This is a genomic window from Rhodanobacter sp. UC4437_H4 (assembly GCF_052978425.1).
The window spans coordinates 3,780,824-3,798,651 of the sequence record NZ_CM129673.1 but is presented as its reverse complement, the minus strand read 5'-3'; the positions used below and the strand labels follow the sequence as shown (position 1 = coordinate 3,798,651).

Here is a 17,828-nt window from a genome sequence, read left to right as displayed (position 1 = left end):
CCATGCTCGTGTTGATCCTCGCCTATCTCGGCGGCGTCCTGACCATCCTCAGCCCGTGCATCCTGCCGGTGCTGCCGTTCGTGTTCGCCCGCTCCGACCGGCCGTTCATGCGCAACGGCTTGCCGATGCTGCTGGGCATGGCGATCACCTTCGCCGTGGTCGCCACGCTGGCCGCGCTCGGCGGCGGCTGGGCGGTGCACGCGAACCAGTACGGCCGCTGGGTGGCGATGGCGGTGCTGGCCTTCCTCGGGCTGACCCTGCTGTCGACCCATCTGGCCGAGTGGATCACGCGCCCGTTCGTGGCGCTGGGCAACCGGCTGTCGCAGCGCTCGGCCGCGGACGGCGACTCGGTCTGGGGCGCAGCCGGCCTCGGCGTCGCCACCGGCCTGCTGTGGGCGCCGTGCGCGGGGCCGATCCTCGGCCTGCTGCTGACCGGCGCGGCGCTCAACGGCGCCAGCGTGCAGACCACCCTGCTGCTGCTCACCTATGCCGCTGGTGCGGCCACCTCGCTCGGCCTGGCGCTGCTGATCGGCGGCAAGGTGTTCGCGCTGATGAAGCGCTCGCTGGGTGCCGGCGAATGGGTGCGTCGTGCGCTCGGCGTGCTGGTGCTGTGCGGCGTGGCCGCGATCGCGCTGGGGCTGGACACCGGCCTGCTCACCCGCGTCTCGCTGGCCAGCACCAGCGGCATCGAACAGAAGCTGATCGACGCCGTGCGCCCGGCGCCGGCGCCGCAGCCCGAGCTGAAGGCCGGCGAGCCGTTGCCGGTGGAAGGCGCGTTTCCGTCGCTGGCCGGCGCCACGCAGTGGCTCAACAGCCCCCCGCTGAGCGCCGAATCGCTGCGCGGCAAGGTGGTGCTGGTCGATTTCTGGACCTATTCCTGCATCAACTGCATCCGCGCGCTGCCGTACGTGCGCGGCTGGGCCGACAAGTACAAGGACCACGGCCTGGTGGTGATCGGCGTGCATGCGCCTGAGTTCGCCTTCGAGAAGAACCCGGCCAACGTGGCCAAGGCGGTGAAGGATCTGGGCGTCGACTACCCGGTGGCGCTGGACAACGACTACGCGATCTGGAAAGGCTTCGACAACCAGTACTGGCCGGCGCACTACTTCATCGACGCGCAGGGGCGGATCCGCCACCACCATTTCGGCGAAGGCGAATACCGGCAAAGCGAGGACGTGATCCGCCAATTGCTGACCGATGCAGGCCAGAAGAACCTGCCGGGCGGCTACGTGCGCGACGACCATCGCGGCGTGGAGGCCGCTGCATCGAACGATCCCACCCGTTCGCCCGAGACCTATGTCGGCTATGCCCGCGCCAGGAACTTCGTCGGCGGCCGCGTGACGCGCGACGAGGCGCACGACTATCACGCACCGGCCGCGCTGGCCACCAACCAGTGGTCGCTCGACGGCCGCTGGAGCGTGCACGACGAGAACGCGCAACTGGAGCAGGCCGGCGGCGCCATCGTCTATCGCTTCCGCGGCCGCGACCTGCACCTGGTGCTCGGCCCGGCGGCGGACGGCAAGCCGATCCGCTACCGCGTCACCATCGACGGCAAGCCGCCCGGCGCCGACCACGGCATGGATACCGACGCCGATGGCAACGGTACCGTCACCGGCCAGCGCCTGTATCAACTCGTGCGCCAGGCCAACGGCAGCGGCGAACGCCTGTTCAAGATCACCTTCCTCGATCCCGGTGTGCGGGCCTACGCCTTCACCTTCGGCTGATCCGATCCGCCATTCCACCCATTCCGCAACCCGGGAGGCCGTCATGTCTCGACTCGATGAAACCCTCGCGATGGATCGCCGCCGCTTCCTGCGCGCCGCGCTCGGCGGCGGTGCCCTGCTGGCCGTGGGTGGCGGCTGGCTGGTGCCGCGGCTGCACGCGGCGGCCAACACGCCGGTGGGCGACGCCGGCAACGTGCTGCTGGAGATCTTCGACGATGCGGGCCGCGACCTCGGCGCGCGCGAGGTACCGAAGCTGGTGCTGAGCGACGCGCAGTGGCGGCAGCGGCTGTCGCCGGCGTCGTACGAAATCATGCGTCACGCAGGCACCGAGCGAGCATTCAGCGGCGAGCACGAACGCCCCGCCGTGCCCGGCCTGTTCCGCTGCATCGCCTGCGGCACCGCGCTTTACGACGCCGCCACCGAGTTCGACTCCGGCACCGGCTGGCCGAGCTTCTGGCAGCCGATCGCGCGGCGCAACCTGGTCGAGGCGACCGACCACCTGTTCGGCATGACGCGCACGGCCATCAGCTGCAAGGGCTGCGACAGCCACCTCGGCCACGTCTTCAACGACGGCCCGCGCCCGACCGGCCTGCGCTACTGCATGAACTCGGTGGCGTTGCGGTTCGTGCCGCGCCGGACGGCCTGACCCGCCAGCCGCGGCCGGCTTGGATTTCGCCGCGCGCGCCGCCATCTGCACTGCAGGGCGTCGCCCGCCCGTTGCCGGAGTCCGCCATGAGCACCGCACTGACCATCCCCTGCCCGCATTGCGGCGCGCTCAACCGCGTGCCCGCCGAGCGTGTCGCCGAGCACCCGAACTGCGGCCGCTGCAAGCAGGGCTTGTTCGAGGGGCATCCGGCGGAACTCACGACCGCGAACTTCGACGCGATAGCCGGCCGCGGCGACCTGCCGGTGCTGGTGGATTTCTGGGCGCCGTGGTGCGGGCCGTGCGTCGGTTTCGCGCCGGTGTTCGTGCAGGCCGCCGGCAGGTTCGAGCCGCGCCTGCGGCTGGCCAAGCTGGACACCGAAGCCCAACCGCAGATCGCCGCGCGCTTCAACATCCGCAGCATCCCCACCCTGGTCATGTTCAGGCAGGGCCGCGAGATCGCGCGGCAATCCGGTGCGCTGAACGCGGCGCAGCTGCAGCAGTTCATCGAAGGCGCGCTGGCGCGCGGCTGATCAGCGCGCAGCAGGCCGCCGCTCGCCACATCGTCCACCGCCAGCCGATGGCGCGCCAGCGCCACGCCCTGCCCTGCATCGCCGCACGCAACGCCAGGCCGGGATGAGGCGTGTAGCGGGCGCCGCGCTGCAGCGCGCCGGCCACCCATGCCTTTCAGCACACTCGGCGCGTGCGCCGCGCGTTTAGTCTTCGCTCTTTACGCCCGAGGAGACGCCTGTGCGCAAGTCCCTGCCGTTCGCCCTGATGGCCGCCCTGCTGTTGACGGGGTTCACTACCACCGTGATGGCGGCCGACAGCCACAAGCCGGCGGCAAGCGCCGACGCCGCGGGCAAGGACGGCTTCCAGCTGCCGCCGTTTCCGGCCGACGCGCACGTGACGCAGACCACCACGGTCGACGGCAGGACGCTCAAGTACACCGTCACCGTGGGCTCGCTGCCGGTGCGCGACGAGAAGGGCAACAAGACCGCCGAGGTGGTGTTTACCGCCTACACCATCGCCGGCAAGGACCGGCCGGTGACCTTCGCGCTCAACGGCGGCCCCGGCGCCTCGTCGGTCTACCTCAACCTGGGCGCGATCGGCCCGAAGAAGGTGAGCTTCGGCGACGCCGGCGACTCGCCTTCCGACCCGCCGGTGCTGCACGACAATCCCGGGACCTGGCTGGGCTTCACCGACCTGGTCTTCATCGACCCGGTGGGCACCGGCTACAGCCGCGCACTGGTCGACGACAAGCAGGCAACCAAGGATTTCTACAGCACCGACGTCGACATCAAGTACCTCTCGCGCATCATGTACGACTGGCTGGTGAAGAACGGCCGCATGGATTCGCGCAAGTACTACGTGGGCGAAAGCTACGGCGGCTTCCGCGGCCCGCGCATCACCGAGTACATGCAGACCCAGCTGGGCGTGGCGATGAGCGGCGTGACGCTGATCTCGCCGTACCTCGACCCGTCGGCGTGGAGCGACGACACCGTCTCGCCGCTGCCGTGGATGACCACCCTGCCTTCGATCGCCGCCGCCCACCTGGAGCGCGAGGGCAAGCTCAGTGCCGAGGCGATGGCGCCGATCATCGCCTACACCCGCGGCGAGTACGCGACCACGCTGATGAAGGGCCGCTCCGATCCGGCCGCCACCGAGGCGATGATCCGGAAAGTGACCGAGCTGACCGGGCTGGACCCGGTGTTCGTCAAGCGCTCCGGCGGCCGCATCGAGACCCAGGCCTACCTGCGCGAGGTGTACCGCGCCGAGGGCAAGCTGGGCAGCCGCTACGATTCCAACGTCACCGCCTGGGACCCGTTCCCGCATGCGCCCTCGCAGCGCACCGGCGACCCGCTGCTCAACAGCATCATCGCGCCGACCACCAGCGCGATGGTCAACTTCGTCACGCAGACGGTGGGCTGGAAAGTCGCCGGCCGCTACAACGCGCTCAGCTACGAGGTGAACCGCCTGTGGCATGAGGACGACGACGCCCGCGAGGGCTCGGTCAGCCAGCTGCGCGAGGCGGTGGCCAACGATCCGAAGCTGCGCGTGCTGATCGCGCACGGCTGGGACGACCTCTCCTGCCCGTTCATGGTCTCGGTGCTGGCGGTCGACCAGATGCCGGCCATGGGCGACCCGACCCGCGTGCAGGTGAAGGAGTACCCCGGTGGCCACATGTTCTACTCGCGCGCCGACAGCCAGTCCGCGCTGACCCGCGACGTGAAGGCGTTGTACGGCGCCCGGTAAGCGTGCCGCGCGACGACGGCAGGAGTCGGCAGCGCCCCGCCGACTTCCGCGTCGTCGCCATCCGCCAGGCCACCCATGAACAAGCGCACGCTGTATCACGTCGACGCCTTCACCACCACGCGTTTTCGCGGCAACCCGGCCGGCGTGGTGCTGAACGCCGACGGCATGTCCGACGCGGAGATGCAGGATCTCGCGCGGGAACTGAAGCACTCCGAGACCGCCTTCGTGCTGGCGCCGGACGGCGCGGACCACGACGTGCGGCTGCGCTACTTCTCCCCCACCACCGAAGTGCCGCTGTGCGGCCACGCCACGATCGCCACCCATTACGTGCGCGCCGGCTTGCCCGGCTTCGGCAGCAACGAATTTCGACAGAAGACCGCCGCCGGCATCCAGCGCATCCGCATCGGCCGCAACGAAGCCGGGGGCCGCCGCGTCTTCATGCAGCAGGAGCGGCCGCGCATCGGCCCGCCGCTGGGCGATTCCGTCCGCCGTCGCATCGCCGCCGCACTGGGCGTGGCCGACGACCAGCTGACCCCGACGCTGCCGCTGCAGGTGATTTCCACCGGCCATGGCAAGGTCATGGTGCCGCTGGAACCGACGGTCGACCTCGACGCCCTGGCGCCGAGGATGTCCGCGCTGGCGGCCCTGAGCGCGGAGATCGGCTGCAACGGCTACTTCGTGTTCCAGCGGCGCGAGGGCGAGGCGGCCACCGACGGGCGCATGTTCGCCCCCGCCATCGGCATCGACGAGGACCCCGTCACCGGCAATGCCAACGGCCCGCTGGGAGCCTATCTGGTGCACCACCGACTGCTGCCGCACGACGGCGCCTCGCTGCGGTTCGCCGGCCACCAGGGCCGCGCGCTGCGCCGCGACGGCATCGTCCATGTCGAGGTGCGCATCGTGGACGACGAGCCGGTCGAGGTGACGATCGCGGGCGACGCCTGCATCCTGTTTTCCGCGCCGCTGAACGGCTGACGCCGGCCACCCCCGCCCGCGGCGTCAATCCATGCGCAGGCCGGCGCGCACCAGGTATTGCACGCTGAACATCCGTCGGGAATCGGTCCACACCCGCTGCACCGCCAACCCCGCCTTGTCTGCCAGCGCCGCGAAATCCTCCAGCGAATACTTGCAGCTGTATTCGACCTGGATCGCCTCGTCCGCGCCGAAGCGGACCTTGTCGCGCCCGATCGCCACCTGCTGCTCGCGCCGGCTGACCAGCTGCGTCTCGATGCGCCCGGCCATCGGGTTGTAGCGCGCGCGGTGGGCAAAGGCGGCGAGGTCGAAATCGCTGCCGATCTCGCGGTTGAGCCGGAGCAGCATGTTCAGCGTGAACTCGGCGGTGACGCCGGCCGCGTCGTTGTAGGCGGCCTCGATCAGCGCCGGGTCCTTTTTCAGATCCACCCCGACCAGCAGGCCGCCGGCGTCGCCCATCTCACCACGCATCTTGCGCAGCAGGGCCACCGCGTCATGCGCCTCGAAATTGCCGATGGTGGAACCGGGAAAATAGAGCACCGTGCGGCGCGGCGCGCGCGGCGGAATCGGCAGGCGCAACGGCTTGCTGAAATCGGCACACAGCGGTTGCAGCGGCAGTTGCGGAAACTCCTGCGCCAGGCGTTGCACGCTGTGCTGCAGCGGCTCGGGCGAGATTTCCACCGGCACGTAACTCACCGGCTCGCGCAGGTGGCGCAGCAGCATGCGCGTCTTGCGTCCGCTGCCGCTGCCGTACTCGACCAGGCGCACGTCGCTGCCGAGGCTGTCGGCGATGTCGGCGGCGTGCTCGCTCATCAACGCGATCTCGCAGCGGGTGAGGTAGTACTCCGGCTGCTCGCAGATCTGCTCGAACAAGGCCGAGCCGCGCTGGTCGTAGAACAGCCACGACGGCAGCCGCTTGGGTTTCAGCGCCAGCCCGTGCCGGGCGACTTCGAGCAGTTCGCTGGCGGGCGGGCGGCGTTCGTCGTCGCGAAGGCCGCAGGCTTGCATGCTGTTCATCGGTCCTGTCCCAGTCGCAGCCCGGCAAACTGCCAGCGGGCATGGGGTGGAAAGAAATTGCGGTAGCTGGCGCGGATGTGATCGCGCGGGGTGGCGCAGGAGCCGCCGCGCAGCACCCATTGGCCGCACATGAACTTGCCGTTGTATTCGCCCAGCGATCCGGGCAGCGGGCGGTAACCGGGGTAGCCCACGTACGGCGAGGCGGTCCATTCCCACGCGTCGCCGAACAACTGCAGCGCGCCCTCGCCAGCGTGCGCGGGCAGCGGCTGGCAGCGCCCGCTTTCCTGCAGGTTGCCTTCGATCGCGACGCCCTGCGCGGCGGACTCCCACTCCGCCTCGGTCGGCAGCCGCGCGCCGGCCCAGCGCGCGAACGCATCGGCCTCGTAGTAGCTCAGGTGGCATACCGGTTCGGCGGGGTCGAGCGCACGCACGCCGGCCAGGGTGAACTCGCTGGCCAGGTCATCCTGCCAGTAGAGCGGATGTTGCCAGCCTTCGCGCTGCACCGTGGCCCAGCCGTCGGACAACCACAAACCGGGCTCGCGATAGCCGCCTTCACGCACGAACGCCAGGTATTCGGCATTGGTCGCCAGCCGGTTGGCCAGCGCATGCGGTTGCAACAGGGTGCGGTGGCGCGGGGTTTCGTTGTCGAAGGCGAAGCCTTCGCCACGATGGCCGATCTCCACGATGCCCTCGCGCCCGGGCAGGAATTGCAGCGACACCGCGGGCGCACCCGCGGGTGCCGCGATCGACGAATGCAGCGCCGGCTGCAGCGGATTGCACCAGAACGCATGCTTGATGTCGGTCAGCAACAACTCCTGGTGTTGCTGCTCGTGCTGCAGGCCCAGCTCGACCAGGCTCGCCAGTTCCGGATCGTCGCGGCGATCCAGCAGGGCAAGCACCGCCTCGTCCACGCGCCGGCGGTAATCGCGCACCTCGTCCAGCGAGGGCCGCGACAGCAGCCCGCGCTGCGCGCGCACGTGCATCGGCCCGACCGACTGGTAGTAGGAGTTGAACAGGTAATGCCAGGCCGGGTCGCGCGGCTTCCAGGCCGGGTCGTGCGCAAGCACGAAGGTCTCGAAGAACCAGGTGGTATGCGCCAGGTGCCATTTCGCCGGGCTGGCGTCGGGCATCGACTGCAGTTGCATGTCCTCGGCCGTCAGGCTCGCGCACAGCGCCGGCGTCTGCCGGCGCACCCGCTCGAAACGCGCGGCGGTGCCGGCGCGGGCCGACGGTGGATCAACGGTCATGCATGCTGCGCCGCGGTCGCGACGGCCGGACGAACCGGCCACGGGACAGCGGCATGATGGTGCGAAAGTGCATGCCCTCAAGGATGCCGCGAGAGTTGTTCAGAACTTGTGATCGGACACGCCGTCTTGCGACGGGTACAAACGCGCGAGCCCGGCCGGGGCCGGGCTCGCACACTCGCATCACGACATGACTCAGTTGCCGTCGTAGCCGTCGTCGCGGTCGTAGCCGTCGTCGCGGATGTAACGCGTCTGGTACGGGTCGTCGTATACCACGGTACGCGTTTCCACCACGCGGCGGGTCACCACCGGCGCACCGTACTCGTAGACCACCGTGCGCGGCGCGCGGTAGACCGGCTGGTCGTAATAAACCGGAGCCGGCCGCAGCGCGTCGGCGACCAGGCCGACCACGGCACCGGTGACGATGGCCCCGGCGATCCAGCGGCCGCCGCTCCAGTGGCCGCCATGACCGTAGTAGCCGCCGTGATAACCGCCATGGTGACCGCCGTAGTAGCCACCATGGGGACCATGCCCGCCCCAGCCGCGCGCGGACGCGCCCAGAGGCATTGCCAACGCGGCGACCAGCGCCAGGCCGATCGCGGCACTCTTGCCGGAAGCACGCAAACCCGCTGTGTTCATGATCGTTCTCCGTTGTACGCGGGGATAGTCGAGCGCGCGGGCTTAATGCGCACTGAAAGGTTCACGGCTTGATGCGCGCCGTATCCCACGGGTTGACTCCCGTCACGGCCCGGCGCCGGCGCAGCAGCCAGCAGCCGTGGATGTCGGCACGGCGGGCGAAGTCGAACGGGATGCTGGGCGCGCTCCAGTCCTCGATCTCGAAGTGCGGCTCCAGCGCCTCGCGATCCAGCTTGAAGCGACGAAAATTGTTGGAGAACACGATCACGCCGTCACGGGTGAGCCGTTCGTTGCAGGCTTCGAGCAGCTTCACGTGGTCGCGCTGCACGTCGAAATCCTCGGCGCGCTTGGAGTTGGAGAAGGTCGGTGGATCGACGAAGATCAGGCCGTAATGGCCGCGATCACGCTGCAGGAACTCCAGCGCGTCGAACTGCATCAGCCGATGGTCGGCGCCGGTGAAACCGTTCAACGCGAGGTTGCGCGATGCCCACTCCAGATAGGTGGCCGACAGATCCACGCTGGTGGTTTCCAGCGCGCCGCCGGCCGCCGCGTGCACGCTGGCGGTGGCGGTGTAGGCGAACAGGTTGAGGAAACACTTGCCGTCGGCCAGCTCGCGCACTTTCGCGCGCACCAGCCGGTGGTCGAGGAACAGGCCGGTATCGAGATAATCGGTGAGGTTGACCAGGAACTTCAGGCCGCCCTCCTCCACTTCGATGAACTCGCCGCGCTGGTCGAGCTGGCCGTACTTGGAACCGCCCTTGCCGCGCTCGCGGGTCTTGATCGCGATGCGTTCGCGCGGCACGCCCAGCACCTCGCCGGCGACGCGAGCGATCTCGCGCAGGCGCAGGCGCGCCACGTCGGCGGGGATATCCGCCGGCGCGCGGTACTCCTGGATGTGCAAATGGTCGTCGCCACCCGTGTCGCCGTAGACGTCGATCGCCGCCGCGTACTCGGGCAGGTCCTGGTCGTAGGCGCGCCAGCAGTGGATGCCTTCGCGGGTGAGCCGCTTGCGCAAATGCCTGACGTTCTTCTCCAGCCGGTTCTTCAGCATCTGCGCGCCCGGCGAGAGCGGCCTGGGTTCGCGCGGCGTCTCGTCGCGCGGCTTCAGGTCGAACGTCAGCAGCACGGTTTCCAGTGCGCCGTTGTACAGCGCGTAGCGCTTGTCCGCATGCAACTGCATGGCACGCCCCAGCTCCAGGTCGCCGGCCAGCACCGCGGCGCGCCAACCGGTGAAGCGCTGGCGCAACGTGTCGCCCAGCGCGCGGTAAAGCTTCGGCATCTCGGCGCGGTCGCCGAGGCGCTCGCCGTACGGCGGATTGGTGATGACCAGGCCGTAGCCGACGCCGGGCGGCGGCGCGGCGCGGGCCATGTCCTGCTTGTCCAGGGTGAAAAAGCCGGCCACGCCGGCGGCCTGCGCGTTGCGTTTGGCCGTCTGCACCATGCGCGGGTCAGCGTCACTGCCGAAGAAGCACGGACGCAGCGCGCGCAAGCCGGTCTCGGCACGCTGCTTCGCCTCGTCCAGCAGGCTGCGCCACAGCGCGATGTCGTGCTGCTGCCAGCCGAGGAAGCCGAAGTATTCGCGGCGCAGGCCGGGCGCCACGTCGGCGGCCATCAACGCACCTTCGATCAGCAGGGTGCCCGAGCCGCACATCGGGTCGAGCAGCGCGCCGCCGCCGGCGTAGACCTCGGGCCAGTGCGCGCGCAGCAGCATTGCCGCGGCGAGGTTTTCCTTCAGCGGCGCCTCGCCCTGCTCCTCGCGCCAGCCGCGGCGATGCAGCGGTGAACCCGCGAGATCAAGCGATACGGTGGCGCGGTCGCGCCGCAGGCGCAGGTTGATGCGGATGTCCGGCTCGTCGGTGTCGACGTCCGGGCGCGAGCCGTCGCGCTGGCGGAACTGGTCGACCACCGCGTCCTTGGTGCGCAGGCCGACGAACTGGCTGTGGGTGAGCTTGCTCAGCGCGGTGCCGGCGTCCACGGCGAAGGTGCCGTGCGCGGCCAGGTGCGCGCTCCAGTCGATCGTCTGCACGCCACGATACAGCGCCTCGTCGTCGGCCGCGTCGAACTCGGCCAGCGGCAGCAGGATGCGGCTGGCCAGGCGCGACCACAGGCAGGCGCGGTAGGCGGTTTCCAGCGTGCCGGAGAAGTGCGCGCCGGCCAGTGCCTCGCGCACGTCGTTGGCGCCGAGCGCGACCAGCTCGTCGCGCAGCAGGTACTCCATGCCCTTCGGGCAGGTGGCGAAGTAGTGGTTCATGCGGCGCTCGCCAGGCGTTCGAGCATGGCCCGGAACTGCGTCGCGATCAGCTCCATGCTGGAGCCCAGCCGGTGGTCGTCGTCCAGCACGAGCAGCGGCAGCCGGCGCTTCGCGGCGAACGCCTGCACGCCGGCCAGCGGGCACACCTCGTCGCGCCAGCCGTGGATCAGCATCGTGGGCACGCCGGGACGCAGATCGAACGCCCGCGCGTATCCCGGGATTTGACTGGGCGTGGCGAGCAGCAACAGCCCGGCCACGGGCACCTCCAGCGAGACCAGGCCGGAGACGAACGCGCCCATGCTCGACCCGACCAGCAGTGGCGGCGCGTCCAGCGATTCGATCGTGGCGCGCAGGCGCGCGATCCGCGGCGCGACCGACCCGGCATGGCCGCGCGCGTCGTCGCTGCGGTAGTCCGGTCGCTGCGTGCGCCAGCCCAGCGACTCGGCCAGTGCGGCCAGCGCGCTGACCTTGGTCGCCTCCGGCGCGGAATCCGAGCCGTGCGAAAGAATGATCTGGCCGCGCATGGCGGTCTCCGGAAAGGCCAAAAGCAAGACGCGCATGGTAGCAGGCGGCGTTTCCGGCTCCGGCCGCGCCATGCGAGACTTGGCCGATGTCCCTGACCCTCCACGACCAGCCGCTGCCCTACGTCGACCGGCTGCCCGAGCGCCCGGCCGAGGCCATCGAACTGGTGGTGATCCACTGCACCGAGCTACCCGACCTGGCCATGGCCCGCGAATACGGCGAACGCGTGCTGCATCCGAGCGGCACCGGCAACAGCGGCCACTACTACATCGACCGCGACGGCACGATCTGCCGCTACGTGCCCGGCACGCGCATCGCCCATCACGTACGCGGGCACAACGCGAATTCGATCGGCATCGAGCTGGTGAACGCGGGCCGCTACCCCGACTGGTTCGACTCGCGCCGCCAGACCATGACCGAGCCCTACCCCGCCGCGCAGATCGACGCCCTGCTCGCCCTGCTGACGCAGTTGCGCGCGGCGTTCCCGAACCTGCGCCGGATCGCCGGCCACGAAGACCTGGACACCGACCTGATCCCGGCCAGCGACGATCCCGCGCAGCAGATCCGCCGCAAGCTCGACCCCGGCGTGCGCTTCCCGTGGGACGCCATCGTGCCCGCCTGCGGCCTGCAACGGCTGCGTTAGACTGCGAACCAGCCTCCCCCGGCCCAGGCCATGTCGGAATTCACCGTCCAGCCGCTGCTGCAAACGCCGCTCGTCGCGGCACACGACGTGCATTGCCGCGGCGAGTGCCGTCATCGCAGCGCGGAGGAATGCGCGGCCGCGACGCACCTGGTGTTTCCGTATCGCGGCCTGTTCCTGCGCCACGTCGGCAGCACGCAGTCGGTGGCCGATGCGAACCACGTGCTGCTGTTCAATGCCGGCCAGAACTACCAGGTCAGCCATCCGGCGACTGGTGGGGATGCCTGCCTGTCGCTGTCGATCGCGCAACCGCTGCTGCGCGAGCTGGCGCCGACCGACCTGCTGCAGCGTCGCGACGAACCGGTCTTCCACGGCCAGTCGCTGCGCATCGACGAACGCGCCCAGGTGCTGGTGGCACTGCTGCGCCACAGCCTGCGCCACGGCAACATCGAGCCACTGGAAGCCGAGAGCCTGGCGCTGACCCTGGTCTGCCGCAGCCTCGGCCCTCGCACCACCCATGCTCCCGGCGCCAGCCACGCGCGCCAGCGGCTGGTGGACCGGGCCAAGCTGCTGCTGGCCAGCGACCTCACCCGGCGCTGGACGCTGGCCGAGATCGCCGCGGACATCGGCGGCTCGCCGGTCTACCTCACCCAGGCCTTCCAGCAGGTCGAAGGCATGCCGCTGTACCGCTATCACCTGCGCCTGCGGCTGGCGCATGCGCTGGACCGGATCGCCGATTGCGAGGACGTCGCCGCCCTGGCGCTGGACCTCGGCTTCTCCAGCCACAGCCACTTCAGCGCCGCGTTCCGCCAGGCTTACGGCCGCACGCCCAGCGCGTTCCGCCAGGCCGCGCTGACGCGCGCATCGTGAGTCGCTAAAGATCCTGACAGCCGCGCCTGCCGCGGCATGGTCTCCTGCGCTTGCCCGATCCCGGGCAGCCCACGGAGAATCCCCATGAACGAGAAAACCTGCGCCGCCTGCGACTACCCGCTGGACCACAACGCGATCGAAGTGACCATCGGCGGACGCACCGTCGAAGTGTGCTGCGAGGAATGCGCGCAGAAGCTGCGCGAGGCGGCAGCGCAAGCGTGAGCGGCGAAGTCCCCCTCGCCACAGGATCGGCGCCCCTCGGGGCGCCGATCCGCCGCCGAGAAACGCCCCGGCGGGATCGCCGACATGACCCGGAAGCTCCCGAGAACTACCTGATGAGCAATCGTCGCGTCGCCGTGTACGGCGCCTACGGCCATACCGGCCGCTTCGTGCTGGACGAGCTTCGCCGGCGCGGTTTCGTGCCGGTCGCCTGTGGCCGCGACGCGTCCCGGCTGCAGCAACTGGCTGCGACCACCGGTGTGGAAGTGCATGCAGCATCCGTCGACGATCCCGCGGCATTGGACGCCGCCTTCGCCGGCACCGCCGCCGTGCTGCATTGCGCCGGGCCGTTCCTCGACACGGCGGTGCCGGTGCTGGATGCCGCGTTGCGCGCACGCATCCACTATCTGGACGTGGCGGCGGAACAACGCGCCGTGCTCGATACGTTCGCACGCGATGCGGCGGCGAAAGCCGCTGGCGTGACCGTGCTGCCGGCGATGGCCTTCTACGGCGGCCTCGCCGACCTGCTCGCCAGCGCCGCGCTCGGCGGCGCCACCGATGCGGATGCCGTGGACGTCGCCGTGGCGCTCGACGGCTGGCATCCCACCCGCGGCACCCGCATCACCGGCGAGCGCAATCATTACCCGCGCACCTGCATCGAGCACGGCCGCAGCCGCACCGTGCCCGACCCCGCGCCGCTGCGCGAGACAGATTTCCCGGCCCCGTTCGGACGACTGGAAACCGTGCTGCTGCCCTTGTCCGAGGCCGTCGTGCTGCCACGGCACATCACCTGCGGCGACCTGCATTCATGGATGAACCTGGCTCCGCTGCGCGACCTGCGCGATCCGTCCACGCCGGCACCGGTGGCCGCCGACGGCAGCGGGCGTTCCGCGCAGCGGTTCGTGGTCGACGTACGCGTACACCGAGACCAGCGCCGCCTGCGCGCCGTTGCCAGCGGCCGTGACATTTATGCGGTGACCGCGCCGCTGCTGGTGGAGGCGTTGCAGCGCATTCTGGACGGCCGCGTCAGCGGTACCGGCGCACTCGCCCCGGGCCAGGCTTTCGACGCCCGCGACTTCCTGGCCGCGCTCGATCCCCGGCAGATCGCCGTCACCTTCGACCGCTGAACGGGGATCGCGAGGCGCCGCCGCTATACTGGCGCCCCCTGCAAGGATCCCCCATGAGCGAAGACCACGTCGCCGAACTCGTCGAACTGCTGCAGCTCGAACGGCTGGAAGACAACCTGTTCCGCGGCCAGAGCCGCGACATCGGCACGCGTTTCGTGTTCGGCGGCCAGGTGCTGGGGCAGGCCTTGTCGGCGGCGCAGCAGACAGTGGACCCGGCGCGCGAGGCGCATTCGCTGCACGCCTATTTCCTGCGCGCCGGCGACATCCGCGCACCGATCGTCTACAACGTGGAACGCACCCGCGACGGCGGTTCGTTTTCCTCGCGGCGGGTGGTGGCGATCCAGCACGGCCAGCCGATCCTCAACGGCTCGATCTCGTTCCAGCTCGCCGAGCACGGCGTGGAGCACCAGACCTCGATGCCCGAAGTGCCCGCGCCGGAAGACATCGAGCCGATGCATCCGCTGCCGGCCGACGAACTGGCGCGGCTGCCGGTGAAACTGCAGCGCTGGCTCGGCATCGACGGCCCGTTCGAGTTCCGCCAGGTGTGGCCGCGCGACGAGATGCACCCGGTCAAGCGCCCGCCGATCCAGCACATCTGGTTCCGGCTCACCGCGACGATCGACGATTCGCCGATCCTGCACCGCGCGCTGCTGGCGTACGCGTCGGATTTCCACCTGATCGGCACCGCCACCTTGCCGCACGGCATCTCGTACATGACCCAGAACGTGCAGATGGCCAGCCTCGATCATGCGCTGTGGTTCCATCGCCCGTTCCGCGTCGACGAATGGCTGCTGTACTCGTTCGACAGCCCCACCGCGCAGGGTGGGCGCGGCCTGGCACGCGGCCAGATCTTCAGCCGCGACGGCGCCCTGGTCGCCTCCAGCGCGCAGGAAGGGCTGATCCGCGTGCGCAACGGCGTGGCCGGGGACGACTGAACGCCCGGTTCAAGGCTGTTCGCGTAAACTTCCCGCATGCGCCAGATCTATACCTCCCCCCGCCCGGAAAACATCGATTCGGTGGTCGCCCTGATGGCCGAGCACGGCATCCAGGCGACGGTGTCCAATCGCTCCAACTACCATCGGCGCGGCTGGCAGCGGCACAGCTATTCGCCGCGCCGGCAGGATCGCAGCCAGTGGCCGCAGGTGTGGATCACCCACGCCGACGACTACAGCCAGGCGCGCAAGCTGCTGATGGGCCTCGGCATCGAGCCGGTGATCCGCCACGGCGAGGAACTGGCCGCCACGCGCAACGCCTCGCCGCTGGAGCGCCGCGCCCGCATCGCCACCCGCGTGCGCCGCGTGCTGCTGCTGGCCGTGCTGGCGGTGTTCGCGGTGCAGATGCTCCGCTACCTGCGCGTGTTCTGAACCGGGCCGCGCCGGCATAGAATCGGGCCATGCGCCGCTCCGATCCCGTCCGCCTTTTCCAGACCCTGCCGCATGCCTGCGGCTACTACGCCGAGCGCACGGCGCAGAACCTGGTGCTGGACCCGGCCGCGCCGCAACTGGATCAACTTTACGGGCCGGCGCTGGAACGCGGCTTCCGCCGCGCCGGCGGCCACCTCTACTACCCGCATTGCCCGCAGTGCCACGCCTGCACGCCCTGCCGCATCGACGTGGAAAACTTCCGGCCGGATCGCGCGCAGAAGCGCTGCCTGAAGCGCAACGCGGATCTCACGGTGGTCGAATGCATGCCCGGCTACAACCGCGAGCGCCACGCGCTGTACGAGCACTACCTGCGCACGCGTCATCCCGGCGGCGGCATGGATGATGCCGACGCCAGCGATTTCCGCCGCTTTCTCACCGCGCCGTGGAGCCCCACGCTGTTCCTCGAACTGCGCCTGGGCACGCGCCTGCTGGCGCTGGCGGTGACCGACGTGTGCCCGAACGGGATCTCCGCCGTCTACACCTTCTACGACCCCGGCGAAACCGCGCGCAGCCTGGGCACCTGCGCGATCCTGCAACAGATCGAACTGGCCCGCCGCCGAGGCATGCCCTGGCTGTACCTGGGTTTCTGGATCGACGGCCACCCGAAGATGGATTACAAGCGCCGCTTCAAGCCGCTGCAGATTCGCGGCACGGATGGCTGGCGCGATCTGGCGTAGGGCGGGCACTGCCCGCCGCTTCGCTGGCGGCAGAGGAAAGTGAGAGAAAGCGGGATGACGCAGACTGGATGCTTTCTCTCACTCCTCACTTCCAACCTCTCACTTCTCGCTCCATCGGATACGGGTAGAGCTTTTCCAGCGGCATAGAGATGCCGTCGTCGCCGACCACGCGGCAATGGCTGCGGTCGAGCTGGCGCGGGTCCTCGACGCCGCAGCTGTGCGCGATGATGCCCACCTCGTGCATCACGTTGCGGGCGTAGTTCGCCACCTTCTCGCACTTGTCGGTGACCACCAGGCCGCGCTGCAGCTTCGGGTTCTGCGTGGTGATGCCGGTGGGACAGGTATTGCGGTTGCATTGCAGCGACTGGATGCAGCCCAGCGCCAGCATGAAGCCGCGCGCCGAGTTGACAAAATCCGCGCCGGTAGACATCGCCCGCGCCACGTCGTAGGCGGTGATGCACTTGCCCGAGCAGATCACCTTGATGCGCTGGCGCAGGCCGCGCCGGATCAGCACGTTCACCAGTTCCGGCAACGCCTCGTGCAATGGCAGGCCGACGCCTTCCATCAGCGTCTGCGGCGCCGCGCCGGTGCCGCCCTCGGAGCCGTCGACGATGATGAAGTCCGGTGCGCTCTCGATGCCGCGCAGCTCGACCTCGTCGCACAGTTGCTCGATCCAGTCCATGCCGCCGAACACCGCCTTGAAGCCGGTCGGCTTGCCGGTGAGCTCGCGGATGTGCGCGATCGCATCCATCAGCTGCGCCACGTTGGCGATGTCCAGGTGGCGGTTCGGGCTCTGCGAATCCTCGCCGACCGGGATGCCGCGGATCGCCGCGATCTCCTCGGTCACCTTGGCGCCCGGCAGCAGGCCGCCCATGCCCGGCTTGGCGCCCTGGCCGAGCTTGATGCTGACCATCTTCACCTGCCTGTGCGCGCAGATCGCGAGCAGCTTGTCGTCGTCGAGCTTGCCGTCGCTGGTACGCACGCCGTACTTGGCGGTGCCGATCTCGAACACGAGGTCGCAGCCGCCCTCCAGGTGGTACGGCGCCAGACCGCCTTCGCCGGTGTCCATCCAGATGCCGGCCTTGGCCGCGCCGATCGACAGCGCACGCACCGCCGGCGCCGACAGCGCCCCGAAACTCATCGCCGAGATGTTGAAGAACGCGGCGTGATCGTACGGCTCGCGCGCGTACGGGCCGATGCGCACCGGCTTGGCATCCACGTGGTGATCGCCCAGCGCCGGGAACGGTGCGTTGACGAAGAACGGCACGCCTTCGGCGCGCAGGTCGCGGGTGGAGCCGAACGCGTTGGTGTTCTCGGCGTTTTTCGCGGCGCGATAGACCCACACGCGCTGCGCGCGGTTGAACGGCAGCTCCTCGCGATCGCTCGAATACAGGTACTGGCGAAAGAACTCGCCCAGGTGCAGGAACCAGTAGCGGAAGTGGCCGATCACCGGGAAGTTGCGCAATACCGCGTTGGCGGTCTGGTTGCGGTCGATCACCCATGTGGCCATCAGCACCAGCACCGCAACCGCCAGCAGCATCAGCGCCAGCAGCGCGAAGGTCTCCACCAGTACCACCAGCCAATGCGAAAAACCCGTCGATTGCAT

18 protein-coding genes are annotated in these 17,828 nt (G+C 69.6%); 12 read left to right on the top strand and 6 right to left on the bottom strand.

Annotated elements, in window-relative coordinates; translation table 11 throughout:
• Positions 1–2: 2 nt before the first annotated feature.
• The 5 genes from ACVCL3_RS17255 to ACVCL3_RS17235 all read left to right on the top strand — a co-directional run bounded on the left by ACVCL3_RS17255 (position 3) and on the right by ACVCL3_RS17235 (position 5,598).
• Positions 3–1,724, top strand: a complete 1,722-nt coding sequence (locus ACVCL3_RS17255) for a cytochrome c biogenesis protein DipZ (protein WP_447100079.1) — start codon at positions 3–5, stop codon at positions 1,722–1,724.
• Positions 1,725–1,767: 43 nt separating this feature from the next.
• Complete coding sequence (gene msrB, locus ACVCL3_RS17250; RefSeq protein WP_447100078.1) at positions 1,768–2,370, top strand: peptide-methionine (R)-S-oxide reductase MsrB; 603 nt, start codon at positions 1,768–1,770, stop codon at positions 2,368–2,370.
• An 86-nt stretch (positions 2,371–2,456) separates the two neighbouring features.
• Entirely contained in the window at positions 2,457–2,900 is a 444-nt protein-coding gene (gene trxC / locus ACVCL3_RS17245) for a thioredoxin TrxC (protein WP_447100077.1), read from the top strand.
• Between the two features lie 217 nt (positions 2,901–3,117).
• The gene (locus ACVCL3_RS17240) at positions 3,118–4,623 is read left to right on the top strand and encodes a S10 family peptidase (RefSeq protein WP_447100076.1); all 1,506 of its coding nucleotides are present in this window, start codon (positions 3,118–3,120) and stop codon (positions 4,621–4,623) included.
• A 75-nt stretch (positions 4,624–4,698) separates the two neighbouring features.
• A complete protein-coding gene (locus tag ACVCL3_RS17235; RefSeq protein ID WP_447100075.1) occupies positions 4,699–5,598 on the top strand; it encodes a PhzF family isomerase in 900 nt (299 codons plus the stop codon).
• A gap of 24 nt (positions 5,599–5,622) precedes the next feature.
• On the opposite strand, the gene egtD is transcribed toward ACVCL3_RS17235, so the two are convergent.
• The 5 genes from egtD to ACVCL3_RS17210 all read right to left on the bottom strand — a co-directional run bounded on the left by egtD (position 5,623) and on the right by ACVCL3_RS17210 (position 11,267).
• Positions 5,623–6,612 carry an L-histidine N(alpha)-methyltransferase gene (gene egtD, locus ACVCL3_RS17230; protein WP_447100074.1) on the bottom strand — a complete coding sequence of 330 codons (990 nt, stop codon included), beginning with the start codon at positions 6,610–6,612 and terminating at the stop codon, positions 5,623–5,625.
• Positions 6,609–7,859, bottom strand: a complete 1,251-nt coding sequence (gene egtB / locus ACVCL3_RS17225; protein WP_447100073.1) for an ergothioneine biosynthesis protein EgtB — start codon at positions 7,857–7,859, stop codon at positions 6,609–6,611. Before egtB ends, egtD begins: the two co-directional genes overlap by 4 nt.
• A 192-nt stretch (positions 7,860–8,051) precedes the next feature.
• On the bottom strand, positions 8,052–8,495 hold the full coding sequence (locus tag ACVCL3_RS17220) for a hypothetical protein (protein ID WP_447100072.1): 444 nt from the start codon (positions 8,493–8,495) through the stop codon (positions 8,052–8,054).
• Positions 8,496–8,556: 61 nt separating this feature from the next.
• A complete protein-coding gene (gene rlmKL, locus ACVCL3_RS17215) occupies positions 8,557–10,743 on the bottom strand; it encodes a bifunctional 23S rRNA (guanine(2069)-N(7))-methyltransferase RlmK/23S rRNA (guanine(2445)-N(2))-methyltransferase RlmL (RefSeq protein WP_447100071.1) in 2,187 nt (728 codons plus the stop codon).
• Complete coding sequence (locus ACVCL3_RS17210; RefSeq protein ID WP_447100070.1) at positions 10,740–11,267, bottom strand: alpha/beta hydrolase; 528 nt, start codon at positions 11,265–11,267, stop codon at positions 10,740–10,742. Before ACVCL3_RS17210 ends, rlmKL begins: the two co-directional genes overlap by 4 nt.
• 86 nt (positions 11,268–11,353) lie before the next feature.
• Here ACVCL3_RS17210 and ACVCL3_RS17205 point away from each other — a divergent pair, with 86 nt between their 5' ends.
• The 7 genes from ACVCL3_RS17205 to ACVCL3_RS17175 all read left to right on the top strand — a co-directional run bounded on the left by ACVCL3_RS17205 (position 11,354) and on the right by ACVCL3_RS17175 (position 16,222).
• Positions 11,354–11,908 carry an N-acetylmuramoyl-L-alanine amidase gene (locus ACVCL3_RS17205; RefSeq protein WP_447100069.1) on the top strand — a complete coding sequence of 185 codons (555 nt, stop codon included), beginning with the start codon at positions 11,354–11,356 and terminating at the stop codon, positions 11,906–11,908.
• A gap of 30 nt (positions 11,909–11,938) precedes the next feature.
• Positions 11,939–12,775 (top strand): helix-turn-helix transcriptional regulator, encoded by an 837-nt coding sequence (locus ACVCL3_RS17200; protein WP_395119424.1) that lies wholly within the window; start codon positions 11,939–11,941, stop codon positions 12,773–12,775.
• 84 nt (positions 12,776–12,859) lie between these two features.
• Entirely contained in the window at positions 12,860–12,997 is a 138-nt protein-coding gene (locus ACVCL3_RS17195) for a hypothetical protein (RefSeq protein ID WP_395119426.1), read from the top strand.
• 113 nt (positions 12,998–13,110) lie between these two features.
• Positions 13,111–14,121, top strand: coding sequence for a saccharopine dehydrogenase NADP-binding domain-containing protein (locus ACVCL3_RS17190; protein WP_447100068.1), 1,011 nt, complete (start codon positions 13,111–13,113; stop codon positions 14,119–14,121).
• 53 nt (positions 14,122–14,174) lie between these two features.
• Complete coding sequence (locus tag ACVCL3_RS17185) at positions 14,175–15,056, top strand: acyl-CoA thioesterase (RefSeq protein WP_447098522.1); 882 nt, start codon at positions 14,175–14,177, stop codon at positions 15,054–15,056.
• 36 nt (positions 15,057–15,092) lie between these two features.
• Positions 15,093–15,485: a hypothetical protein gene (locus tag ACVCL3_RS17180; protein ID WP_395119432.1), complete on the top strand. Its 393-nt coding sequence runs from the start codon at positions 15,093–15,095 to the stop codon at positions 15,483–15,485.
• A gap of 29 nt (positions 15,486–15,514) precedes the next feature.
• Complete coding sequence (locus ACVCL3_RS17175; protein ID WP_447100067.1) at positions 15,515–16,222, top strand: arginyltransferase; 708 nt, start codon at positions 15,515–15,517, stop codon at positions 16,220–16,222.
• A gap of 85 nt (positions 16,223–16,307) precedes the next feature.
• Here the strand turns inward: ACVCL3_RS17175 and ACVCL3_RS17170 are convergent, their stop codons facing one another.
• A complete protein-coding gene (locus ACVCL3_RS17170) occupies positions 16,308–17,828 on the bottom strand; it encodes an FMN-binding glutamate synthase family protein (RefSeq protein ID WP_395119436.1) in 1,521 nt (506 codons plus the stop codon).